The sequence below is a fragment of the Streptomyces sp. RLB3-17 genome (assembly GCF_007113425.2).
GTDB classification, from domain to species: Bacteria; Actinomycetota; Actinomycetes; order Streptomycetales; family Streptomycetaceae; genus Streptomyces; species Streptomyces mirabilis_D.
Map to the genome: position 1 here is coordinate 80,853 of NZ_CP041610.2, position 20,442 is coordinate 101,294.

General features: G+C 68.5%; 20 protein-coding genes and 4 pseudogenes. 8 read left to right on the forward strand and 16 right to left on the reverse strand.

The features are described from left to right. The first annotated feature begins 125 nt into the window (after positions 1-125). Positions 126-584, forward strand: a complete 459-nt coding sequence (locus FNV62_RS00405) for a hypothetical protein (protein WP_240361446.1) — start codon at positions 126-128, stop codon at positions 582-584. After that, positions 542-751, forward strand: a pseudogene (locus tag FNV62_RS00410) (transposase); the annotation flags it as partial. The gene FNV62_RS00405 and the pseudogene FNV62_RS00410, both read left to right, overlap by 43 nt. 99 nt (positions 752-850) lie before the next feature. On the opposite strand, the gene FNV62_RS00415 reads toward FNV62_RS00410, so the two are convergent. Both FNV62_RS00415 and FNV62_RS00420 read right to left on the reverse strand, forming a co-directional pair. Beyond that, positions 851-1,087, reverse strand: coding sequence for a hypothetical protein (locus FNV62_RS00415; protein ID WP_143599505.1), 237 nt, complete (start codon positions 1,085-1,087; stop codon positions 851-853). Beyond that, on the reverse strand, positions 1,088-1,312 hold the full coding sequence (locus tag FNV62_RS00420; protein WP_164331366.1) for a hypothetical protein: 225 nt from the start codon (positions 1,310-1,312) through the stop codon (positions 1,088-1,090). A gap of 84 nt (positions 1,313-1,396) precedes the next feature. Between FNV62_RS00420 and FNV62_RS54420 the strand changes: the two are divergent. Next, a pseudogene (locus FNV62_RS54420) lies at positions 1,397-1,841 on the forward strand (IS200/IS605 family accessory protein TnpB-related protein); the annotation flags it as partial. Positions 1,842-1,964: 123 nt separating this feature from the next. After that, positions 1,965-2,354 (forward strand): hypothetical protein, encoded by a 390-nt coding sequence (locus tag FNV62_RS00430; RefSeq protein ID WP_143599506.1) that lies wholly within the window; start codon positions 1,965-1,967, stop codon positions 2,352-2,354. A gap of 335 nt (positions 2,355-2,689) precedes the next feature. Here the strand turns inward: FNV62_RS00430 and FNV62_RS55045 are convergent. The 7 genes and pseudogenes from FNV62_RS55045 to FNV62_RS00450 all read right to left on the reverse strand — a co-directional run. Next, a pseudogene (locus tag FNV62_RS55045) lies at positions 2,690-3,202 on the reverse strand (ISAs1 family transposase); the annotation flags it as partial. Beyond that, positions 3,203-3,583 (reverse strand): transposase family protein, encoded by a 381-nt coding sequence (locus tag FNV62_RS55050; RefSeq protein WP_240361093.1) that lies wholly within the window; start codon positions 3,581-3,583, stop codon positions 3,203-3,205. Between the two features lie 391 nt (positions 3,584-3,974). Beyond that, positions 3,975-4,736 (reverse strand): hypothetical protein, encoded by a 762-nt coding sequence (locus FNV62_RS00440; RefSeq protein ID WP_225900061.1) that lies wholly within the window; start codon positions 4,734-4,736, stop codon positions 3,975-3,977. Positions 4,737-4,922: 186 nt separating this feature from the next. Then, positions 4,923-5,267 carry a hypothetical protein gene (locus FNV62_RS55055; protein ID WP_225900062.1) on the reverse strand — a complete coding sequence of 115 codons (345 nt, stop codon included), beginning with the start codon at positions 5,265-5,267 and terminating at the stop codon, positions 4,923-4,925. A gap of 15 nt (positions 5,268-5,282) precedes the next feature. Further along, the gene (locus FNV62_RS55060) at positions 5,283-5,432 is read right to left on the reverse strand and encodes a hypothetical protein (protein WP_225900063.1); all 150 of its coding nucleotides are present in this window, start codon (positions 5,430-5,432) and stop codon (positions 5,283-5,285) included. After that, complete coding sequence (locus tag FNV62_RS55065; protein ID WP_143599509.1) at positions 5,433-5,678, reverse strand: hypothetical protein; 246 nt, start codon at positions 5,676-5,678, stop codon at positions 5,433-5,435. It lies immediately after the preceding gene. A gap of 407 nt (positions 5,679-6,085) precedes the next feature. After that, positions 6,086-6,730 (reverse strand): dihydrofolate reductase family protein, encoded by a 645-nt coding sequence (locus tag FNV62_RS00450; protein ID WP_143611815.1) that lies wholly within the window; start codon positions 6,728-6,730, stop codon positions 6,086-6,088. Positions 6,731-6,951: 221 nt separating this feature from the next. Between FNV62_RS00450 and FNV62_RS00455 the strand changes: the two genes are divergently transcribed. Then, entirely contained in the window at positions 6,952-8,133 is a 1,182-nt protein-coding gene (locus FNV62_RS00455; RefSeq protein ID WP_186003025.1) for a serine hydrolase domain-containing protein, read from the forward strand. Between the two features lie 397 nt (positions 8,134-8,530). On the opposite strand, the pseudogene FNV62_RS00460 reads toward FNV62_RS00455, so the two are convergent. The 6 genes and pseudogenes from FNV62_RS00460 to FNV62_RS00485 form a co-directional block, all read right to left on the reverse strand. Then, positions 8,531-9,574, reverse strand: a pseudogene (locus tag FNV62_RS00460) (S66 peptidase family protein). 393 nt (positions 9,575-9,967) lie between these two features. Further along, on the reverse strand, positions 9,968-10,540 hold the full coding sequence (locus FNV62_RS00465) for a hypothetical protein (protein ID WP_143599512.1): 573 nt from the start codon (positions 10,538-10,540) through the stop codon (positions 9,968-9,970). Further along, entirely contained in the window at positions 10,540-13,044 is a 2,505-nt protein-coding gene (locus FNV62_RS00470) for a type II toxin-antitoxin system prevent-host-death family antitoxin (protein ID WP_143651894.1), read from the reverse strand. Before FNV62_RS00470 ends, FNV62_RS00465 begins: the two co-directional genes overlap by 1 nt. A gap of 277 nt (positions 13,045-13,321) precedes the next feature. Beyond that, positions 13,322-13,540, reverse strand: a complete 219-nt coding sequence (locus FNV62_RS00475) for a hypothetical protein (RefSeq protein ID WP_143626759.1) — start codon at positions 13,538-13,540, stop codon at positions 13,322-13,324. Then, positions 13,537-13,809 carry a hypothetical protein gene (locus tag FNV62_RS00480; protein ID WP_143611817.1) on the reverse strand — a complete coding sequence of 91 codons (273 nt, stop codon included), beginning with the start codon at positions 13,807-13,809 and terminating at the stop codon, positions 13,537-13,539. Before FNV62_RS00480 ends, FNV62_RS00475 begins: the two co-directional genes overlap by 4 nt. A gap of 325 nt (positions 13,810-14,134) precedes the next feature. Then, positions 14,135-14,779 carry a hypothetical protein gene (locus tag FNV62_RS00485; protein WP_144079289.1) on the reverse strand — a complete coding sequence of 215 codons (645 nt, stop codon included), beginning with the start codon at positions 14,777-14,779 and terminating at the stop codon, positions 14,135-14,137. A gap of 996 nt (positions 14,780-15,775) precedes the next feature. Here FNV62_RS00485 and FNV62_RS00490 point away from each other — a divergent pair. Genes FNV62_RS00490 through FNV62_RS00500 form a run of 3 tightly spaced genes read left to right on the forward strand, consistent with a single transcriptional unit; the run spans position 15,776 to position 18,472 of the window. Continuing rightward, positions 15,776-16,144 (forward strand): hypothetical protein, encoded by a 369-nt coding sequence (locus tag FNV62_RS00490; protein ID WP_143611819.1) that lies wholly within the window; start codon positions 15,776-15,778, stop codon positions 16,142-16,144. 5 nt (positions 16,145-16,149) lie between these two features. After that, positions 16,150-17,922: a hypothetical protein gene (locus tag FNV62_RS00495; RefSeq protein WP_143611820.1), complete on the forward strand. Its 1,773-nt coding sequence runs from the start codon at positions 16,150-16,152 to the stop codon at positions 17,920-17,922. Then, positions 17,891-18,472: a hypothetical protein gene (locus FNV62_RS00500; RefSeq protein ID WP_143611821.1), complete on the forward strand. Its 582-nt coding sequence runs from the start codon at positions 17,891-17,893 to the stop codon at positions 18,470-18,472. Before FNV62_RS00495 ends, FNV62_RS00500 begins: the two co-directional genes overlap by 32 nt. A 241-nt stretch (positions 18,473-18,713) precedes the next feature. Here FNV62_RS00500 and FNV62_RS00505 read toward each other — a convergent pair whose 3' ends face one another. Beyond that, a complete protein-coding gene (locus FNV62_RS00505) occupies positions 18,714-19,988 on the reverse strand; it encodes a hypothetical protein (protein ID WP_143611822.1) in 1,275 nt (424 codons plus the stop codon). Between the last annotated feature and the right edge of the window lie 454 nt (positions 19,989-20,442).

The window sequence follows — 20,442 nt, forward strand, 5'->3', positions numbered from 1 at the left end:
CGTCGCCGCCGCAGGCTGGACGGGTGGACTGGCCCCTTTCCGTCGCCCTGGCCCAGTCCGTACCGGAACTGCCCACCGGCACGGACTGGAGCTGCGAGATGAAACTCGACGGCCACAGAATGATCATGTGGCGAACCAGCGACGGGGTCCGCCTCCAGGCCCGCTCCGGACGCGACGTCACCGCCGCATGGGGCGACCTCGCCCTCGCCGGCCACCACCTCCCGGCCGGGACCGTCCTCGACGGCGAAGCCGTCATCACCACCGAGGACGGACGGATCAGCTTCGAGGCCGCACAGGCCCGAGCCGCCTCCTCCCCCTGGCCGCCCAGCGCCCCGCCCACTACATCGCCTTCGACGCCCTGCAACTGCCCTCGCCGAACGGGGACATACGAGCGCGGCCGTACAGCGAGTGCCGCGCAGCCCTCCTCAGCCTCCTGGCAGGCCTGCCCGCGAACACCCCGATCCAGGCCGTCTCCGCCACCACCGACCGCGACACCGCACTCACCTGGTACGACACCCTCCACAACGACCGTGTTTGAGATCTGCCGTGTCCCGCTGCTGAGACGCTCGTTGCGCACAAAGTGAGCGGTGCTGGGGGTGGGTATCCGTCGGACCTGACGGATGAGCAGTGGGCGTTGGTGGAGCCGTTGCTGCCGCCGGCGCGGGTGGGGCCGAAGGGTGGTCGGCGGGAGAAGCATCTGCGGCGGCGGATCGTCGACGCGATCTTCTACGTAGTGCGGACCGGGTGCGCTTCGCCTTCGCCGTACGGCCGCCGCCGTTCTTCCTTGCCACCTCCAGCGCGGCCCGCAGCGCGACCCGGGACAGGTCGGCGCCCGACACCTCGCCGCCGCTCATGACTGCTCCCACGTGGTGTAACCGAGCGACAGGTGCCTTAAGCGCGACAGGCGGGTCACCTGCTCGACGAACACCCTCGTGAACAGGCGCTGCGCCGACACCTCGCCGTACCGGTCGATGTGGTCGAACACCAGCTGGTGGTCCTTCGCGGCGCGGGTGCGCCAGTCCAAGACCTGCTCGCGGGTCAGTTCCTCGAGGACCAGCGGCGCCTGGTCGACGACGTCGGCCTGCACCTACGGTGCGACAGCGGGCGCCAGGCGGGAAGTGGGCAGCACGATCGGGGCCGACAGAGCGGCCGGTTCACCGGCGGCGGCTTGGGCGTGGGACTTGGCGGCCGCCTCCTGCCGGGCCCGAACCTGCGCCCACCGGTGCTCGCGAGCCCACGCCTGGGCGGTCACGGTCTCGTGCAACTGCCGCTCAGTCGCCGAACGGGGCTCCTCCAGCGAGACGTACAGCACCGCGGCTCAGACCGGGCTCCGTTCCCCCGCAGTCCAGCGCCTGTCCAACCTCGCGGCGAACGACGGGCAAACGTAGTACTGGTTAGCCCGTGTCGACAGACATCCGGCTACGACCTGTCCGGCACCACACACCACCGTGACGCCCAGATGCGGCACGCACTCATCCGGCTCCTGCACTGGGCGAAGCGGCACAACCTGGCGATCGCCGTCGAGGATTTGGACTTCACGGCGGACAAGACCCGGGAGAGGCACGGCCACCGCAAGAAGTTCCGCAAGCTCATCTCCGTATGTCCGGCGGCGGACGGCACGCCCCCGCACGACCGGAGCGATCGTGCGGTGCATCGGAGCGTCCAGGCCGGACGGGGCACCTGAAGACACCGGCCCCCGTATCCCTGGACCACGGACACGATCCGTGTCACGGGACACGGCGCGAAAGTGGGCGACCAGGACATCCAACACCGTTCGGGATGCCCGCAGCGACCAGGCATGGGTTCAAGACCCTCTCCTGCTCACTGATGAGGAACGGTAGGCCCTTGATCACGATATGAATACCCGGCAGTCTCGTTCCGTCTTCACGCAGTGACCTTCATTACGTGATCGCTAATATGTTCGCCCTCACCCCTGCCCACTGCGGCTGACCTTCGAGGAACCAGTGACAACACCGCCCGCCTACCAAGATCCTGCCTACTCCGTACCGCCGCAGGCTCCGGTGCCGCAACCGCCCAAGAAGGGCGCCCGCGCCCTCAAGAAGCTGCTGATCCGCTTGGGTATCGGGCTGATCGCTCTCGTGATCTGGATGATCTACGACGAGGTGACCGGTGACCCCTCTACCGCCAACGCCGGTGACTGCGTCCAGGTGAGCGGTACGGACGACAACCCGGATGTGCACGTGATCGATTGCAAGGACCCCAAGGCCGCGTACAAGGTCCTGCGGGAGGACACCGGCAACGGTGACCAGTGCAAGAGCGTTCCCGGTGTGGTGGCCTGGTACACCGAGACCGGCCGCGCCGACGTGGTGCTCTGCCTGGGCAAGAACCAGTAGGCATTCGCGTGACGGAGGTTGCGAGGCCGACACCACCGGCCTCGCAACCTGCCGAATCGCTCGCGCTCCGCTATCGCGGATCTCGTTTTCCGCAGCAATGCGATGACGACGGTTCGGGAGCTGCGCACCGTCCTGCCGTCCACCAGCGCGGTTTCAAGTTCCCGGCAGGAGCGGGCTGTCGGTGATGCCCCAGATCCAGACGGCGTGTTCGGGTGCGTCCCGGATCGCTCGGGTGGTCTTGGCGATGTTGTCGGCTCCCAGCAGTCGTAGCCGCCGATGGCCAGGTTCCGCAGAGCGGCCATCGCCCGCGGTGCGCTGCCGGTGTGGACGGTGGAGGCGTCCTCGGCGAATACCACGTCTCTGACATGGTGGCTGGAATTTTCGATTCCCCAGTGCCCGCGTACGTATCCGCCCAGGTCGGCAGGGCTGGCCTGATGGGTGTCGAGGCTGGTGACGGCGTAGACCGTCTCCTGGGTCTGCCGCTTGCCGCTCTCCTGGCGGCGCCGGTGGATACGCAAGGCGAGCCGTGCTTCGGGGAAGGCGATCCCGCCCAGGTTCGCCGCGATGGCCATGGTCTTGATCGAGCGGGACTCCCGCCGCCCGTGCCCGGTACCGGAGACGGTGTGCGCTACGGGCACCTGCTCCCATGGCAGGGTCTTGACCTGGTCCGACGCGGTTGGCTGGTTTCCCTTGATCACCGCGATGTAGTGGGCTTTCTTCTCCTGTACCAGCCAGCGCACCTGGTCCTTGACGCTGTGCAGGGCGCCGAAGGTGACCACGGCGTCGGTCAGATCGAGTGGTTCCAGCAGCGGGCGGAAGACGGCTGTCTCGTTGGTCTTGGCCCCCACCTACCGCTGGGCCAGGGTGACGGTGGGGGCGTGGGTGACGGCGGACAGCAGGTGCCGGTGGCGCTGCCGGCGGTGCGCGGAGCCGGACAGCGCCTTGCCGTCCACCGCGATCGCCGTCCTGGGCGCCGAGCCGGTGCCGCCTGCATCGGTGTGGTCGCGTTCGGCCAGGTAAGCGCCGATCGCGGCGTCCAGGGCATCGCCGTCGAGGGCGGCCAGGAGCCGGGTGAGGGTGGCCTGGGACGGGGCGCCGCGACGTCCGGGCAGGTGGCGTCGGATGCAGAGCAGTTCCAGGACCGTGGTGGTGGAGCGCTGTCCCCACTCGGTGATCTCGGTGATGGTCCGAATGCCGGAGACGACTGCGCAGGCGCAGATCAGCAGCAAGCCGACCAGGGGATACCACCGTCCGCGACGCGAACGCGGGTCGGGTTCTCGTGCCTATGTTGCCACGTCAACTCCCGCTGAGCGTGGGCGATCTACGCGATCCCGGAACTTGCAACCGCCCTGGCTGCAGCTGGGGCAAGGTGGTGTTACGTCGACGTTGAGGACGATCTCTTCTAAGTCGTGCGGCTCGCCGGTACTGGCTTCCTCGCTCACGCCACCCCTGGCCACGCCTCCGGGCCAAAGGATCCCTGTCCTTCGTGTCGGGTGGTGCAGGTGATCCAGCGTAGGAGCCGCTCGGGGCGGGCCGTGCAGATATCCAGCGGAAGCCTCGAGAGCCTCCGCCGCGTGCTCGCTCCCGACTACGAGGACCAGCTGCAGTTCTGACCGGGGGTCAGCAGTCCCCGCTGCGGTGGCGCAGCTCCCTGCCCCATTGCTTCAGTCGGCCTTCGAGGGCGAGGTTGTCGCCGCGGGCCACCGTCTGGAGCAGCTGGGCGCACACAGTCGCCTCGGCGGCAAGGCCGGCCGGGCTGCCGAGCACGGTGAAGACGTTGCGAACTCGGGCGGCAACGTCCTCCTGGAGCAGCGAGTAGGCGTAGAGGGTGGCGGCGTCGAACCCCTCCGGAGCGCGCCCCCAGCCCTCCCAGTCCAAGATCCGCAGGGGCGCGCACAGGTTCGCCCAGTGCACATCAGAATGGGCCGTTGTCCAGCAGGGCGAGGCCGGGGCCGGGATGCCCACGAACTCGGAGATGGCCCGGTCCATGTACTGCTGCCGTACGGCGACGCGGTTGGTGCTGACGGCCGCCACCTTCTCCAGCGTCCCGGCGAGGTCGGTCCACCAGGAGTCCGGCAGCTGGAGGTCGTGGCGGAGGATCGGGTCGTCGGACAGGACGGGCTCGTCGACGCGCGCCGTCAGCTCCGCCCGGTAGGCGGTGCCGCCATCGACGGCGTCGTGGACGGCCAGGAGGACGGGCCGGTGGCCGTCGAGGTCGCCGAAGGCGTGCTGGGCGTCGAGGGAGCCGTCCCACAGCTTCCCCGACGCCTTGTCTTCCGGCGCGGACACCAGCCGCAGCCATACGGGCGCGCCCGTAATGGTGCGGGCCGGGGCTCCCACGGTGCGCCCGGCCCACCCCCAGAACTCCGCTCCTGGCTCCACCTAGACGTCCAGGGCCTTCGCGGCGCGGGCGTGGTGGGCGCGCATGCGCTGTTCGGTGTCCGGGTCAGGGGGAGGCGAGTACACAAGTGATCTCCCGCAACTTGGCGGTGGTCAGGGAGGGTTGGGCGACGGCTTCGGCCGCCTCCTTCCAGTGTGGCGCACCGGAGGCGGCGAGAAGGACGTTTGTCACTCCTGGGCATGACGCGACCGCCAGGACGCACGCCTGTGCGGGGGCAGGCCCGGCTGGATGAGGTCGGCGAGCTCCTGGTCGACCATGCCGGGCAGTTCCCCGCCGTGCAGTGGTGCCGACGCCATCACCCGCAGTCCCGCGTTGGCGGCGGCCGGGAGCGGTCCCCGGCCGTCCACGGCCTGCGTGATCGGCGTCATCATGACCAGGCTGACCGGCAGCTGGACCGCGACGAGGTGGTGGTGCTGTCCGCTGGCGGCTCCGGCGGCCAGGGCGAGCAGCTCCCCCACCGTGAACGCTTCCTCTTCCAGGCCCGCCCACAGGGCGATGCCGTACCCGGCCACGTTCCCGGCCGCGACCTATTTCTCCAGGACCGCGAACGCGTCCCTCATCGCCCGGTGCAGGGCCAGGCGGTCGCCGGGGTGGGTGCGCTCGGGGTTGTGAAGCAGGGTCAGTTCCAGCCGGTCACGCCCGAGCTGGGCGCGGTTGCGGCCGGTCTGCCAGCGCACCTAGTCGGGAGCGAGGCTGTGACCGGCGGCGGCCTGGTCCTCGGTGAGGACGCCCGCGTTCACGGCGTCGGTGCCGGTGGCCGCCGTGAAGTACCCCGCCTTGGTGGAGACGTTCAGGGACGGGTGGGCGGCCAGGCCCGGGGCCAGCAGGGTCTGCGCCTGGCCGGTGGCGGAGTTGGGGGCGGTGTCGACCCGCTGCGCGCCGAGGGGGCCGCACGGGCAGCCGCCTCCGGGATCACCTGGCACCGGTAGGCCCCCAGGGCGAGCTGTGCCGTCACAACAGGCTCCCCACCACGGCGGCCTACCCGGCAACGAGCTCCTGGACCAGGCCGACGACGTCCTCCAGGGCGAGGCTGGCCGTGTCGGCGAGCGTGGCCAGGTCCACGGTGCGGCCGCTGGCTTCGTTCACTTCAAGTAGCAGCGTTTGTCCGTCGGTTTGAGCGTCGAGGGGCGGTCTGCGGGGCCGTGAATGTTCGCGAGAAATGACGTTACTTCGTGGGACGGCCCGCAGCCCGTGAGGGCGGCGGGCCGTCGAGGCGGGGCCTGCAAGTGTCCGAACCCGTCTTTGAACCCTTGATCAGGGCGAATCAGCTGAACGGCTGTTCGTTGAGTGCTTGGCCAGCCTTTTCAGCCGCCCCGAGTGGGCCCTGGCGTCACCTTCGCCAGAACAGGTGGTGCGTCACGCCGCTCGGGCTGGGCACGATCTCCAGGTGGAACCGGTCGAGCAGCTCATCGGGGGACTCCCAGAGTCGTAGTCCAGACCCGAGCTTTACCGGCGAGACCGCCACATGCATGGTGTCGACGAGGTCGGCGTCGAGGAACTGCCGGATGGTAGTGACCCCGCCGCCGAGCCTGACGTCCTTTCCCTGCGCCGCTTCCCGCGCCTGCGCGAGGACCGTGGCCGGGTCGCCGTCGACGAAGTGGAACGTGGTGTCGGAGAGCGTGAACGACGGACGCTCGTTGTGGGTCATGACGAACACCGGGGTGCGGAACGGGGGTTCGTCTCCCCACCAGCCGCGCCACTCATGGTCCTGCCAGGGCCCGCGCTGGGGCCCGAACTTGTTGCGGCCCATGATCTCGGCACCGATGTTGCGTGCGAAGTCTCGCGTGAAGTAGTCGTCGAGGCCCCGGCTCCCGCCGGGATCCGTGCGCATGGGCCAGCTCGCCGTGGCTCCGGCCCAGGCGAACAGCCTCTCGGGATGGTCGTGGCCGAACGGCCTCTCGAGACTCTGGTGCTCACCGGCACCGATACCGTCACTCGAGACGTTGAAGTTCATGATTCTCAGCAGTTGATCCACGTGTTTCCTCGTCAGGTCCTGTCGCGTCATTGTGTGGCGAGGCGCCGCACATCATGACGTCGACCGGGACGTGGCCGGATCGACAGCGGCCCGCAACTTTTTTTCACTGCGCGGCAGAGTCTGTTTCTGAACCCCCAAAGCACGCGCTGGGGGGATATCCCCACTCCGATCCTGGGGTTCGCCGGATCGCACTCCGTGGGGGGCGAAACTAGCGTTCATACATGAGTTCGATTCTGGGAAAGCACCTCGCCATGGCACTTGGTGTCGCTACGCTGCTCACCGCCTGCGCGGCCACCACCGGCGCCAAGCCCGCCGGGCCCTCCCCCGTGGAGCGGTTGCGCCAGGACGCCGAGGCAATCCACGCCCTCGGTATCAGCGGTGTGCAAGTCCGCGTGATCGCACCTGACGGTCGGCAGTCGGTCGCCACCAGCGGCACCGCCGACCTGGGCACTGGCCGCCCGGTCCCTTCCAACGGCTACTTCCGCATGGCCAGCACGTCCAAGACGCTGGTCGCCACCGTGGTCCTCCAACTGGAGGCCGAGGGCAGGCTGTCCCTTCACGACACGGTCGACCACTGGCTGCCGGGAGTGGTGCAGAATAAGGGCAACGACGGCAGCCGGGTCACCATCCGCCAACTGCTCCAGCACACCAGCGGCATCCCTGACGGCCTGCCCGGATACACCACGCCCCAGGAATACTACCAGCAGCGCCACGACGTCTACGGCCCCGAGCAGCTGGTTGCCCGTGCCGTGGCCCACGCGCCGGACTTCCCGCCAGGCAAGGGATGGGCGTACTCCAACACCGGCTACGTCCTGCTCGGCCTGATCATCCAGAAGGCCACCGGTCAACCCGCCCACCAGGAGATCGAAGACCGCATCCTGCGCCCGCTTGGCCTCGACCAGACCCGGTGGATGGGTACCTCGCCCACCCTGCCCCAGCCGCACGCCCAGGCCTACCAGCTCTTCGGCCCCGGTTCCCGGGTGGACGTCACCGACCAGATACCGGTGGACCACGAGAGCCTTTCGTGGGTCACGACCACGCGGGACGAGAACGTCTTCCTCCGCGCGCTGCTCGCGGGCCGCCTGCTACCGACGCGGCAGCTGGCCGAGATGAAGCAGACGGTTCCCGTGAACGCGGAGGTCCAACAGCTATGGCCCGGCGGCCGATACGGGCTCGGCCTGGTCGAACGCCCCCTGAGCTGCGGAGGAACCTACTGGAGCCACGAGGGCGGGGACGGCGGCTACATCACCCTCAACGGCGCCACCGACGACGCCAGGCGAAGTGCCGTGGTCTCCATGTCCGAGGCACGCGGCGACACCCCGGAGCACATACTGGACCAAGAGAAAGCGGCCAGCTCCCTGATCGACCACGCACTGTGCGCCGAGGGCCCCAGTACCCCGTGAGCGGAGGCCGTCGTCGCGCTGGCCAATGGGCAGTGAGCTCGGCGCAGCGCTTGCTTGTGCCGCAGATCTGCGTTACCCCCCGCCCTCCCACGGCCCCTTTCGGGCCTACCTCTCAGCCGGCCTTGGCTGGCTCGCCTCCACCCGGGCCCGGGTGGAGGCGAGCCTGTAGGGAGGGATCTCTCCCAGCGTCCGCAGCGCGTGCACGTGGCCTTCGAAGAAGGCTTTCTGGCCGGCGGAGGCGAAGACGCTTCTCTGCACTTCGGTTGTCGCGATGTGCTTCTGAACCTCTGCTGAGGTGTGACCGCCAGGAGTTTCGACAGCGTCCGAGTCGGTCGCCAATCTGTGAGAGCGCCGTTTGGATCGCCGTCACTGTGACGGTGATCCGAACGGCCCAGGCTCAGTAGGTGACGATGATCCGGCGTGCCGGGCCGTCCACCCGGATTCGTCCTCCGACGGGGACCACGAGTTGCGGGTCGGTGTGGCCGAGGTCGACGTCGAACACTGCCATGGTGTCGGGGGCGTACTGCTGGAGAGCCCGTAGGACGGCCTCTCGCTGTTGCTGGCGGAAGTCCGCCTTCTCCTGGGTGCTGAGCGGGTTCTCGAACGACCAGCTCCTAGCCCTGCCCATCAGCAGCGAGGGGAACTGCTGCAGCAGCCCGCGTTCACCCATGTTCCGAAGGATCCGCTAGACCTCTTCGGCGCGTGGCATTTCCTCGGAGGTCTCCAGGAACAACACGTTGCCGGCGTAGGCGTCAACCGGTTGCACGGGGCGGTCAGCCATCAGCAGCCAGGAGATGGTCTCCAGGTTGCCGCCCCAGGTGATGCCTTCGACTACCCGGTCGCCGTTGTGCCAGGACCAGCCGTCGGCGGGTTCCATTTCCGGTTCGGACTCGAAGGTGTGCGGGTCTTCCCATGGGCGGCTGACGTCCCCGTAGGTGCTTGACGAGGTGAGCTCGTACTCGCCTGAGGTGAACAACGCCGACCGGAGGGAGTCCTCGGTCATCGGGTGCATCGCGCTGGGCCGTCCGAGCTCGACCATCACTGAGCCGCCGTGGTAGCTGACGATGCCCAGGTTCCGCAGAAACAGCAGCAGGTTGGTGTTGTCGCCGTAGCCGAAGAACGGCTTGGGGTTGGCCCGGAGGAGACCGTGGTCGAGGTGCGGGAGGACGGTTATCTGGTCGTCGCCGCCGATGCTGGCGATCACCGCCTTGATGCCTGGGCCCGCGAAGGCCGCGTGGATGTCGGCAGCCCGTTCCTCGGGTGTGGCATCCATCTTCCGGGTCGTCGGATATTCAACTGCCTTCAACCCGAAGTCTTGGAGGAGTCTGCGCAGGCCTAATTCGTAGGGCAGAGGGAAGAGGCCGGGCAGACCGGAGGAGGGGGACAGCACCGCGACCCGGTCTCCGGGGCGGGGCTTGGGGGGATAGAGGGGATCAATCATCTGATGATCGTAGGAGGGGGTGGCCTGACGCCCCAGGGAATATTCCGGGGCTCGTTGATGGCACAGAGCACCCCGCCACCCCAGCAACGGCCGTCCGAGACGGGACCCTGACGCTGGCGCCCCAGGAGTGGCAGCACCGGGTTTCTGGGTGGACTACTTCGATCACTTGCCAGACGCGGTTGCCGAATATGACGGGCTCAAGCCCCAGACCATCGCGGAGGCGTGATGATCTAACCCAGGGCAGCGACGCCGTCCTCACCTCGGCTGACTTGGGCTCGTAGACGTTCGGCCTGCCGTTTCTTGTCGGCGATGTGCCGCAGGCTCTCCTGCAGGCCAGCGACCTCACCGAGCCACTGCATCCGCTGGGCCTCTCCGAGGCGCCCATCTGGCGTGTTACCGGAGTTCAATGGAGTAACTGCTGCCAGAGAATTCCCAGCCGTCGGTGCCTTCGCCGATGTCCGCCACGATGACGTCCTCGATGAAGCGGTCCTCGAAGTCGTCGTCTCGCAGGTCGCCGGCCAGCCAGAGCGCCTCAATGTCGCTCCAGTCGCCGCGGCTCCCGTCAATGCGCAGGGGGGCCGCCCGGCGGTTGCCGCGTTCGCGCTCGTCAGCGCCGGTTTTGACGAGACCGCTGATCTCGAACTGACCGTCCTTGACGTGGTCGGGGATCGGGTCGGCGGGGACGATGGCGACGTTCTCGTACGCGGTGTGGATGAGGTCGCGGTAGCTACGGCGGACGTTGTACTCGGGATCCGACAGCCACTTGATCAGGGTGTCGGGTTTGACGTCGAGGCCGGCGCTCTCCAGGGCCTCGTAGCCGCGTCTGGTCCCGGTGAGCTGGCTGAGCTGGGCGTGCCAGTGCTTGGCGCTGTACGTCGACAGCCGGTGGCGGGGCGTGACCTGGGCGCGCAGAAGGTCGTTGAGGGCGGCGCCGAGGGAGCTGCCGCGGCCTGTGGGGCCTGCCATCAGTCGTCACCTTCGGGGATGAACTCGCCGGGCTGGATGACCTTGGCCTTCACCTGACCGAAGCCGGTCCCGAGCCGGTACGTGCCGGGCGGGGTCTCGTCGGGGGTCCAGAAGATCGCGGCGTCGACGTTGCGCAGCGCAACGAGGGTGTGGCCTTCCTGGACGGCTTTGAAGGCGTTGAGCCAGTGCCGGACGGAGGCCTCGGCGACCATGCTCATGCGCCAGTCCGGCCGCCAGAACGGGGACCGCTGTGAGGGGCGTTTGGGCCACAGCAGGCGCAGTGCGATCGACAGACGGGTCTTGTAGTTCTTGTACGGCTCGCCGCCGGCCTGGATGAGCTCGGTGCGGGCCTCGCGGGCCGCGGTGTAGAACGGCTTGAACAGCGACTCGTTCGCCTTGCCCGTCCACGAGTCGTGGATGGTCACGGGAGCGGTGAGGTGTCCCTCGCGGTGCAGGCGCTCCAGCTGCTTGATGTGCGGGGTGGTCACCCACACGCGGCCCTCGTCGTCGGGCCGGTCGATGAGCCGCCCCAACGGGTGCGGCATGCCCGGGTAGTCCCAGTCCGGAATGTCGATCTGGTAGATCCCGGCCTTGGTCTTGTCGAACGCGTCGAGGGGCCCGGTGTGCAGGAGCTTGTTCGGGGCGAGGGGGACCGCCGAACAGGCCGAGGGGAAGGAGCCGTTGCGGTCGATCAGGCACAGCACGCCGTCCCCGAAGGACGCGGGCACGTCGAGCTGGTCGCGCCGGACCCGCTTGCCGTTGTCCCGGGTGTGGGCGACGCGGGTGCTGGTGACGTCGGGGTGGACCCAGCGGGGCTCGCCGTCCATGTCCTCGCTGATCAACGGCCAGGGGCCGTCCTCCCGGTCCTCAAGGCGGATGACCGGGACCGGGTGCATCTTCGAACGCGTCACCGAGTCCTTGAGGATCCGCAACGCCGGGAACACCGCAGTTTCCGGCTCGTCCTCCTCGTCGCCCGGGACCAGGCCGTCATCGTCGTCCCGCCGGACCTCCTCGTCCGCGTCCGAGACGGCGCCGCTGGTGGCGGCAGGTCGGGCGGATTCCGGGGCAGAAGGCTGCGCGGTGGCGCCGGCGGGGGCGGGCGCGTTGTAGGTGTGCAGCGCGGCCGCGAGACGACGGCCCTCGGCGGTGTCCGGCATCTGCGGCGGCGCGGCAGCAGCCTGCGCCAGGGACGTCGCGAGCTCGTCGATCGCCGCCTGGTCACCGGCTGCCAGTGCGGTCCGCAGCGCGGCCAGCAGGTGCGTGAGAGCGGACGGCAGTCCCTTCTGGGCGCCGGAAGTGTAGGGGAGCGCGGCGTCGGCCAGCTCCCGCTCCTCCGGCGTGGTGTGCAGCCTCCAGTCTTCGCTGCCGGTACCGGCGACGGGCGCGGCTTCTGCGTCGGCGAAGCGGGCGTGCAGCAGGTCGGGGCGCAGGTACGCGGAGCCGATCACGCCGAAGTCACGTTCCGCCACCGTGACTTGGACCCTGCCGGGGTCCGTGGTCGCGGTGAGCGTCAGCAGGACATCGGCGTCTAGGAGCCCGAGCAGCGTGGGGTCGTCACTGTCGACGACGGCGAGTACCGGCACGTGCAGGGTGCGTGCGAGGGAGGCCAGGACCTGGGAGGCGTCCGGGAGACGGTCGCCGGACAGGGGAAGACGGGCGTTGTGGGCGGCCTGGAGCCGGTCCACGACCACCAGGGCCAAGTCCGGGACGTACGGGGCAGTCTCCGCGATGGCCTCGGCGGTCAGATCGCTGCCGTCGTCGATCATCAGCGGCGCATGGACCAACTGCTGGGCAACCTGCTGCTCCTGCGGGGTGAGGCGGCCTTGCTTCAGGCGCGGGTAGTCGCCGCCGGTCTCCGCAGAGATGATCCGGCGCATGATGTCGGCCTGGTTCGGGCCCGACGCCGCGTACAGGACCGTGCGGTGGTTGACCAGCGCGGTCGTGCGGGCGGCGGCCAGGCCCAGGAGGCTTCCGCCGACGTTCGGGGCGGCCGCCACCAGGGTCAGCCGGCCCGGCTGCAGACCGCCGGTCGCGGTGTCCAGGCCGGGCAGCCCGAACGTCGGGACATCGGCGGGGCCGGCGGTGAGCACGGAACCGATGGCATCGCCCAGTGTCGCGAGCCTGCGCGGCGCGCTTTCCCGGTCCTGCTGTCCTTGGCTGTCCACCGCACCTCCTGCGGGCGCCGCGCCGGAGGGCGCGGCCGGGTCGAACGAGAGGGCACTTGCGTGGGTGTCGACCGGGAGCAGCACCGCGACGGGCCTGGTGTTCCTGCGGAGCACCTGCGGTTGGCCTTGAGCCGCCCGCGAGATCAGGTCACCGAACTCCCTCTGCGCCGCGCTCAGTACCCAGGAGGGGAAGGCGTCGGCTTTCCGCGCTGCCGGGAACCGGTCGAGCGGGGCGAGCAGAACACGGTCCTCCCGCTTGTGGATCAGCGTCGTGACCCCGTCGTCCTCGGCGCGCTTGACCAAGGCGTACAGGTCCCTGCGGGCGTCACTCGCGTTCATCGCGTGCTCTGCCTGCGGTGACTGACTCACTCACCCTCCCGGTACTCAACTCCCCTTCAGAATATCAGCAGTCACTCACCTGATTGGCTAAAGTCATACATAGCCTTGGTTAATCTCACTCACTCGTGAGGCGTTTCGGTGTGGGTTGACGATTTGAGTGCTCACGGGCGGCAGCCTCGCACGGCCGGACAACATGGCCAAGGCCGGGGCCACCAACCAGCCCCGGCCTTGACCCACCGCGTCCGCCGACGAACGCACACCCGCCGAAGCGGCAGACTCAGCCGCGGACTGCCGGCTCCTTTTCGCTGGGCGCCTCCTTGTATGCGAGGTGCCCGACGGCGGAGTAGGTCCTGCCCAGCACCCCCGCGAGTTCCCCGGCCGTGACGGACGCGCCGGTGTACCCCTGGATCGCTTCGTCGAGCGTCTCGTCCCTCAGGAGTTCCCCGTCCCGAAGGCCTTCCACCGAGGTCCCGAGCAAGGTCAGAGCTGTCCTCATCTCCCCCGCCACGCGGGTGAGGAAGCTGAAGATGCGGTAGGCCTCCACCGGGTCTCGATCCCCCGGTACTTGAGGCCGGTGACGAACTCGGCAAGGGAGCGGACCGCGGCCGCCGACCCCTGCTCGCCGCCCGGCACCTCCTCATACGCCGGGTGCTCAGTGACGGGGAAGGCCTTGCCGAGCACGTCTGCGAGTTGCTCCGCCTCGAGGGATGAGTCGGTGTACCGCTGCAGCACCTCGCCGAGCGGCTCACCCCGGTAGTCGGTCATCAGACGGTCCTGATCCCGGAGGCCCTCCACGGAGGTCCTGAGCAGAGTGAGGGCTGTCGTCAACTCGCCTGCGGCGCCGGTGAGATCACGGCAGATACCGGAGACCTCCACCGGTTACTCGACCCCGGTCCCCCGGTACTGGAGGTCGGTGACGAACTCGGCGAAGGAGCGAGCCGCGCTCTCCGCGTGCCGGACGACGTCCTCGGTGTTCTCACTCATACGGAGCCGGTCCTCATTGCTGGGATAGCGGGTTACGGACGGACGGTGACGCGGCAGCGGTCCCGTACGGACGGCAGAGGCACTGAGGTGGCCCGCCGCGTCCCCGTCACAGCGAACGCTCCGCAGAGTCGGCCCCCGCTTCGGGGCGGCCCGCCGCGGCGCGGACCACACTGCTTTCATCACGGAGGACGGCGATGGCCGTGTCCGCCCGAGCCGCCGGGCCGGGGTGCTGGCCATAGATGAGGCCGGGGTGCTGCCGGCCGTAGAAGGTCCACAAGTCCAGCGCGTCGTCCAGGAGCACTGCACGGTCGGCCACAGGCATCCGCTCGACTCGCGCGCGCAGCATCCGGACGTCTCCCCGACGGGCACGGGCGTGCTGGACGAGGAAGGAGAACACCTGGGTGGGCCCGGCGGTGAGGCCTCCCGCGTCCGGCTCGTGGGCCGCGTGCAGGCGGTAGACAGACCCGGCCGTCACCGCGAGCACGATCGGGTCCTCCTCGAGGAGCTTCGCCGTCAAGGACTGCCGGCACGGTGCGCACCGCTCGATGCTTGCGCTGATCAGCGCGGCCGCGGTCCGCAGGTCCGGCGCGGCCTCTACTCCCCACCGGCCGGGATCGGCCGGCTGGAGGTCCGTGGCCGACGGGCCGCCAGCGTGCACGTGGAGGGTTCCCGCGTTGGCGGCCGTGTAGGCGGCGCCCTGACGGCGGCTGATGCTTCTCTCCCGGCTCTTACGGCCGTGGCTCTTGGTCATACGGCTCTCGCTTTCCCGCGCCCGACCCCATGACCCGATGCGCGCGACGAAGAGCAGCATGCGGAAGGCTCAACAGCCCTACGGCCGTCGGAAGTAGACATACGCCTCACCCTGATGCTCACAGACCGGACCCCTTTCGCGGGGTCCGCGGGCACCTTTGCCGTGGTGCGCCCTGGTCATGGGCCAGGGGGCGGGCTTGGGCCGATGTGTCGGCCGCTGCCCGCGCCTTACCGCCCGGCGTCCGGTCTCGGGAACCGGTGGCCAAAGGCACACTGCAAGGCTCCCCTGGGGCCGTTTCAGCGCAGCATTCCGGGTGGATACTTCGCCACCCCGTCGTGCTGCGGGTCGCAGACCCATATCCGCGATTCGCGCCATAGGCGGGGCAGATCGTGAAACGGCTCGGCGTACGGGCTGGCTTCTTCCCCGGTCACGGGCTCCCCAGTGGTCCTGTCCACCCAGCCAGCCTCAACGTGCTGCCGTTCACTCTCGGTCTGGAGCTGGCGCGCCGCCATGCGCGTCGGCAGTCCTCGTGATCCCTCCGGAACCATGGCCGCCACAAGCGCGGCGGTGCGTTTCCGCCGTCCCCGCGCGCGGGAACGGCGGAAGGCCCACGAGCCAGGTCGCGCGGGAGGTGGCGTGCCCCGGGATCAACGCCTGGTAGGAGCGCGGCGATTGGCAGCGCGACATTGCAGGCGGCTGTCCTGTCGCCGATGCAGGCCGAGCAGGCAGACCTGTTCCGGCGGGCACACGCCGGGGACACATTCTGGTAACGGGCCACACTCGCCCATTCACCGGGAGCGATCGATCAACTGCTCATACCCGTCAGTAAGTTGTCTGCGTGTCACGATCGCCGCCTTACCGGATCCACCCTCCAGGAGATCCGGCTCGGCAAAGACTTCAGTGACACAGGTTCTTCACATGTGATCAAATCCGGGGGTTCCAGCAGGTCAGAGCCCTGCTGGGCGCCCATCTTCTTGCACCACAGAAAGGGACTCCATGAGAGTCCGGATATCCCGCCGCGCGCACGCGGTCATGATCGCCGCTGCCCTTGCCGGGAGTGTCGTGGTTCCGATGGCCGGCGCACAGCCGGCTGCGGCCGCCGACTGTCTCACCTCCGTACCGACGTACGTGTGGGAGCCGAACACCACCGGCAACATCGCGGCGCCACGCGTGCTGCACAAGTACATGGACTGGGGACCCCAGAGCGGTACCACGGACACGCTGATCGACACCCTCTACACGGCGAACCTGCCGACCACCAGCAAGGTGTTCACCGGCAGCGGCACGGCATCATCTACGAGGCCACCTCTGGCGGCCAGGTCAAGTCCTACAAGGACAACACCGCCACCGGCGGGGCTCTGCTGACTCCGGTGAAGACCTACAGCCTGGCGTGGCAGAACGCCAAGCGGATCTGGACCAACGGCAGCCGGGTGTTCGTACTCAACGCCGCGGACTCGCTCGAGGTCTACAAGCAGTCCGCTCCGACGACAGGCAACGGCACCCTCACCAAGATATCCGAGACCGCGACCTCGACCGCCGCCCTGTTCGATGCCACGAACGTGCGGATGGTGAACTCCACCGTCTACGCGCTCACCAGCACGGGCGCCATCAACCAGTACAGCTACACCGAAACCCCGATTATCGGCACCATCGCTGCACGCCTTCAGAGCGCGGGCGTGGTGGCCACTGGTCTGACCGACGTCAGCCAGGCCTGGAGCCCGGGTGCTGGGGTCGTCAACACGCAGACCACCACCAGCGATCCCGACACCACCGGTCAGATCGCCAAATACTCCACCGGACCATGGGCTCAGCTCGGCCCAGAGGTCCGCACCGGAATCGTCGGCACGATCATGGCGGACGCCGGACCGTGCCTCGCGGACCCGGACCCCTCTGTGCAGCCCTACTTCGCCACTCCGCCGGACGAGACCGGAGGGGTGGAGGACGTCGACCCGGCCGAGGAGGTCGCCCAGACCCCGTCGAACACGGTCACCGGGAAGTTCACTCTCGGCAGCGGGCAGCCCGCCGCGGGCCTTCGGGTCACCCTGACCGCGAACGACCTCGGCGACGGCGCCACCGGCCAGACCCAGGTGCCGTTCCTCGGCATGGCGACGACCGCGGCTGACGGCACCTGGTCCATCACGCTCCCGGGTACGCTCCCGGCCGACGTGCAGCAGGCCAAGGACGACAACGGCGGCATCCTCAACCTGCAAGCCACCGCCGAGGGCGCCACCACCACCACGAGCACGCCGATGCTCGGCGTGGACACGCTCTCCACCGCCACGGCCCAGCAGAGCGCGACGGTCTCCGGACAGAACGACTACGGGCACAGCACACTGCTCGCCCCGAACACCGTGTCCGGCACGACGCAGGACACCTACGCGGCGTCCACGGACAGCAGCACCCTCGCCGCCGACTACAACCCGTACCTGGTCAACGGCCACGACGTCAGCGCCGAAGCGGTGCGCCCGCCCACCGTCCCCATGAGTTCCGGCAACTGCTGGGACACCAAAACCAAGATCGACAGCTCGACGAAGTACACGGTCGTCGGCGAAGCGCACGCCAACTGGGACGCGAAGTCAACATTCGAGTACGAATCCTCGATGTCCAGCAGCATTGACACCGCGGTCAAGAGCAGCGGCAACTGGACTATAGGTGCGTCCAAGGAACTGTCGCAGAGCAACGGCATGACCGTAGGCTGGTCCAACAAGTCCAAGTACTCGCACCAGTACCAGGTGCCGATCCTCTACAAGAAGTGGAAGTACCAGCACTGGTGCTCCGGCTCGGTGCGCGCCACCTGGTACAAGATCGAGGCAAGCGGATACCACATTCCGGCCGACGGCGCGGCGGGCAAGTTCGGCAAGGACGTGTCGTCGAAGGACGGGTCGGCGAACTTCAATAAGGCCCCGAAGGCTAACCGGACCTACCTTGAGGGTGGTGGTGGCACCCTTTCGCTTGCTCATGGCAGTTCTGTGAAGTTCGGCGGCGCGGTGAGCGCCTTCGGTATCTCGCTCGGTGCGAAGACCGGCTACGACAGCAACCACAGGCAGAGGATCACGTTCGGAAACCAGCCGGGCAAGCACTGGATCTGGGGCAAGAACGGGTCACTCAGCAGTGGGCACGCTGGTGTCTTCTACTCCAAGTAGGCGCGGCTGGCTGATCGCCGGAACCGCATTCCTGATCGTGGCGACGGCCCTGGCAGCCTGGCTGGTCCCGCAGCGACCAGATGACACAGGTGCACGGAAGGGTCACGCGCTGGGTGCAGGACTGCTCGAGCAGGCCGACCTGGAGTACGTCCAGCTGCGGATCGGCAAGGAGTACTGGCTGAACCTGCCACAGGCGACCAACGTCAGCGGTGAACCGGTGACCGTACTCAAGGCCCGGTTCGTCAGCCTGCCGAAAGGACTGAAGCTGATCGGCTACAAGGTGGTGAGCACCGAAGACACCGACGGATTCGGGATCGGCGTGCTCCCGGTGAACTCAAAATTCGATGACGTCACCGGCCTGCCGGAACGGTCGACCACCTTCACCGTGAAAGCCCACAAACCAGCCGTGTGGTACCACATGGCCCGGCTCAAGGTGACCGGGCCGGTGACGGGCGACACGTCGCAATGCCGGTTCTGGTACCGGCAAGGTTCGGTGAAGTACCGGCAGGACCTGCGGTGCGTCAACCAGCTCCGCCTCGCCAAGAAATAGGACGACCAAGCACGCCCCCCAGAACAGGTGGTTCTGGGGGGCGTCTTGACGTCACGGACCGGGGCGATGGACTGCGGGCGTCGACCGAGTTGTTGCTGCCCCCGACCCGGGTGTTCGGTTCGACAGGCCCAGGTGACCTATGCGGCGGCTCTGGGGACAGTCGGGCAGCTTCCCCAGCTCCCACAGGGGTCGTTCGGCCATGACGGGGTGAAGCAGCCCGGCATGGCCCGTGGGCCGTGGCTCAGTTCATGGTGAGGACGGCGGAGTCGTTGCGGCTGTCCGGATCGAAAGCGGGCCGGTGGGAGTCGGCCGGGTCCGGGCCCCAGACCAGTTGGACGCCGCCCTTGGCGTGCGTGACCACGTCGTCGACCCGGACGGTCAAGGAGAAGTTGGTGACCTGTCCCTTGGGCACGATGATGCCCGGCAGGCTGCAGACGTACGGTCCCTTCGCCTCGGCTGTCGGGTTGTTCTCCTGCCACGGGGCGCAGTTGGCCGAATGGCCGACGGCTGTGGTGCCGGGCGGGAGCGTCACCCAGGCGGTGGGCACTCCTTCACCGCCGCTGCGGTCGTACAGGGTCGCCGGACCGTTGGCCCTCAGGTGGAAGGCGAGAGTCGCGTTCTTGCCCGCATCGGCTTGGGCACTCGCGCCGGAGACGGCGAAGTCGGCCGTGTTGCGGGCCCTGAGGGAAGCGATCCAGTAGTCGGTGACGCTGCCCGTCTGCGGCAGGGAGACGGAGCCCGCCGGGGCCGAGGACCGCCGGCCCGCCTTGCTCACCTTCAGCTTGAGCGCGGGCGCGGACCCTTTGCCCCATGTCCACTTGATGCCCTGGCCGTCCGGCCAGCCCGGCTGCCCGAGAGGCGCGGTGAGCGCGTCGAGGGAGGTGTTGAGGGCGGTGGAGCCCACGTGCAGACGGACCGGGGCGGCCAGGGCGGCCGTCTCGCCGATGTTGATGGCGCCCTTGGGGTAGCACTCCGCGAAGTGGATCGCGCCGTTGAACCCGTACTTGCAGTTGGAGTAGTGGTCGGCGAAGTCCAGGCCGGGTGAGGCGGCCAGGACGGTCTGCACGCCGCGGGCCGGACGGTTGCCCACGTTGGTGAAGCGGACCGGTTCGGCGACGTTGCTGCCGACCTTCAGGTTGGTGTGGTCGGCGAGGTGGTCGAGGCCGAAGGACGGCCCTCCCACGGTGACTGATCCCGTGCCGCCTGTGATCTGCGCATGCGCGGACCGGCCGGTGATCTTGTACGTTCCCGTGGCGCCCAGCCGGATGCCCCTGAGCGCGGTCAGGGTCAACTGGGTCATGGATCCGAGGCCGATGTTCGGGTTGGAACCGGACTCGAACGACTCCGAGCATGTGGCGACCAGGCCATGGGCGGTGCAGTTGCTCGAGAACGCCACCTTGGCGATCTTCGACAGTCCCCGGGCGTCCACGGTCAGAGTGACATCGTGTGCCGTCAGGTTCTTGGTCTTGGTATGGAAGTCGAAGTACACACCTTCCGTGGCAGGAGCAGCCGGCAAGGCCGCCGGTGTCGGCGTGTCAAGAGTGATCACCGGCTGGCCGGAAACAGCAACAGCACCGGCTGGGGCGGCGCCCAGCAGCGATGCGGCCAGACCCGCAGCCGAGACGAACACTGCGGCTAAACCGGTGAGGGAATTACGTCTCATCAACGTCCTTACGCTTGAAGGGCTTTACGCAGACTCACGGAACGGACCAGGTGGGACTCCAGCCCCGGGCCGCACCACGCTGACCGCCGGCCGGCGGCTTCTGTCCGTCTCCTCCGCATCTGCTGCCGGAGCCCCGCAGCTGGCAAGCCGGTCTCGCGGCCACGCCCCCAGCGGTGACGAACAGCGTGACCTTAGACCACCGGTATGACAAACGCCCACGCCATTTCGTAGAAACCCCGTGGACAGGGCCACGTCCCGTTCCACCCGGCGCAGGGCCGCCTCGTCGGTGGCGATGCCCACGCCGTGA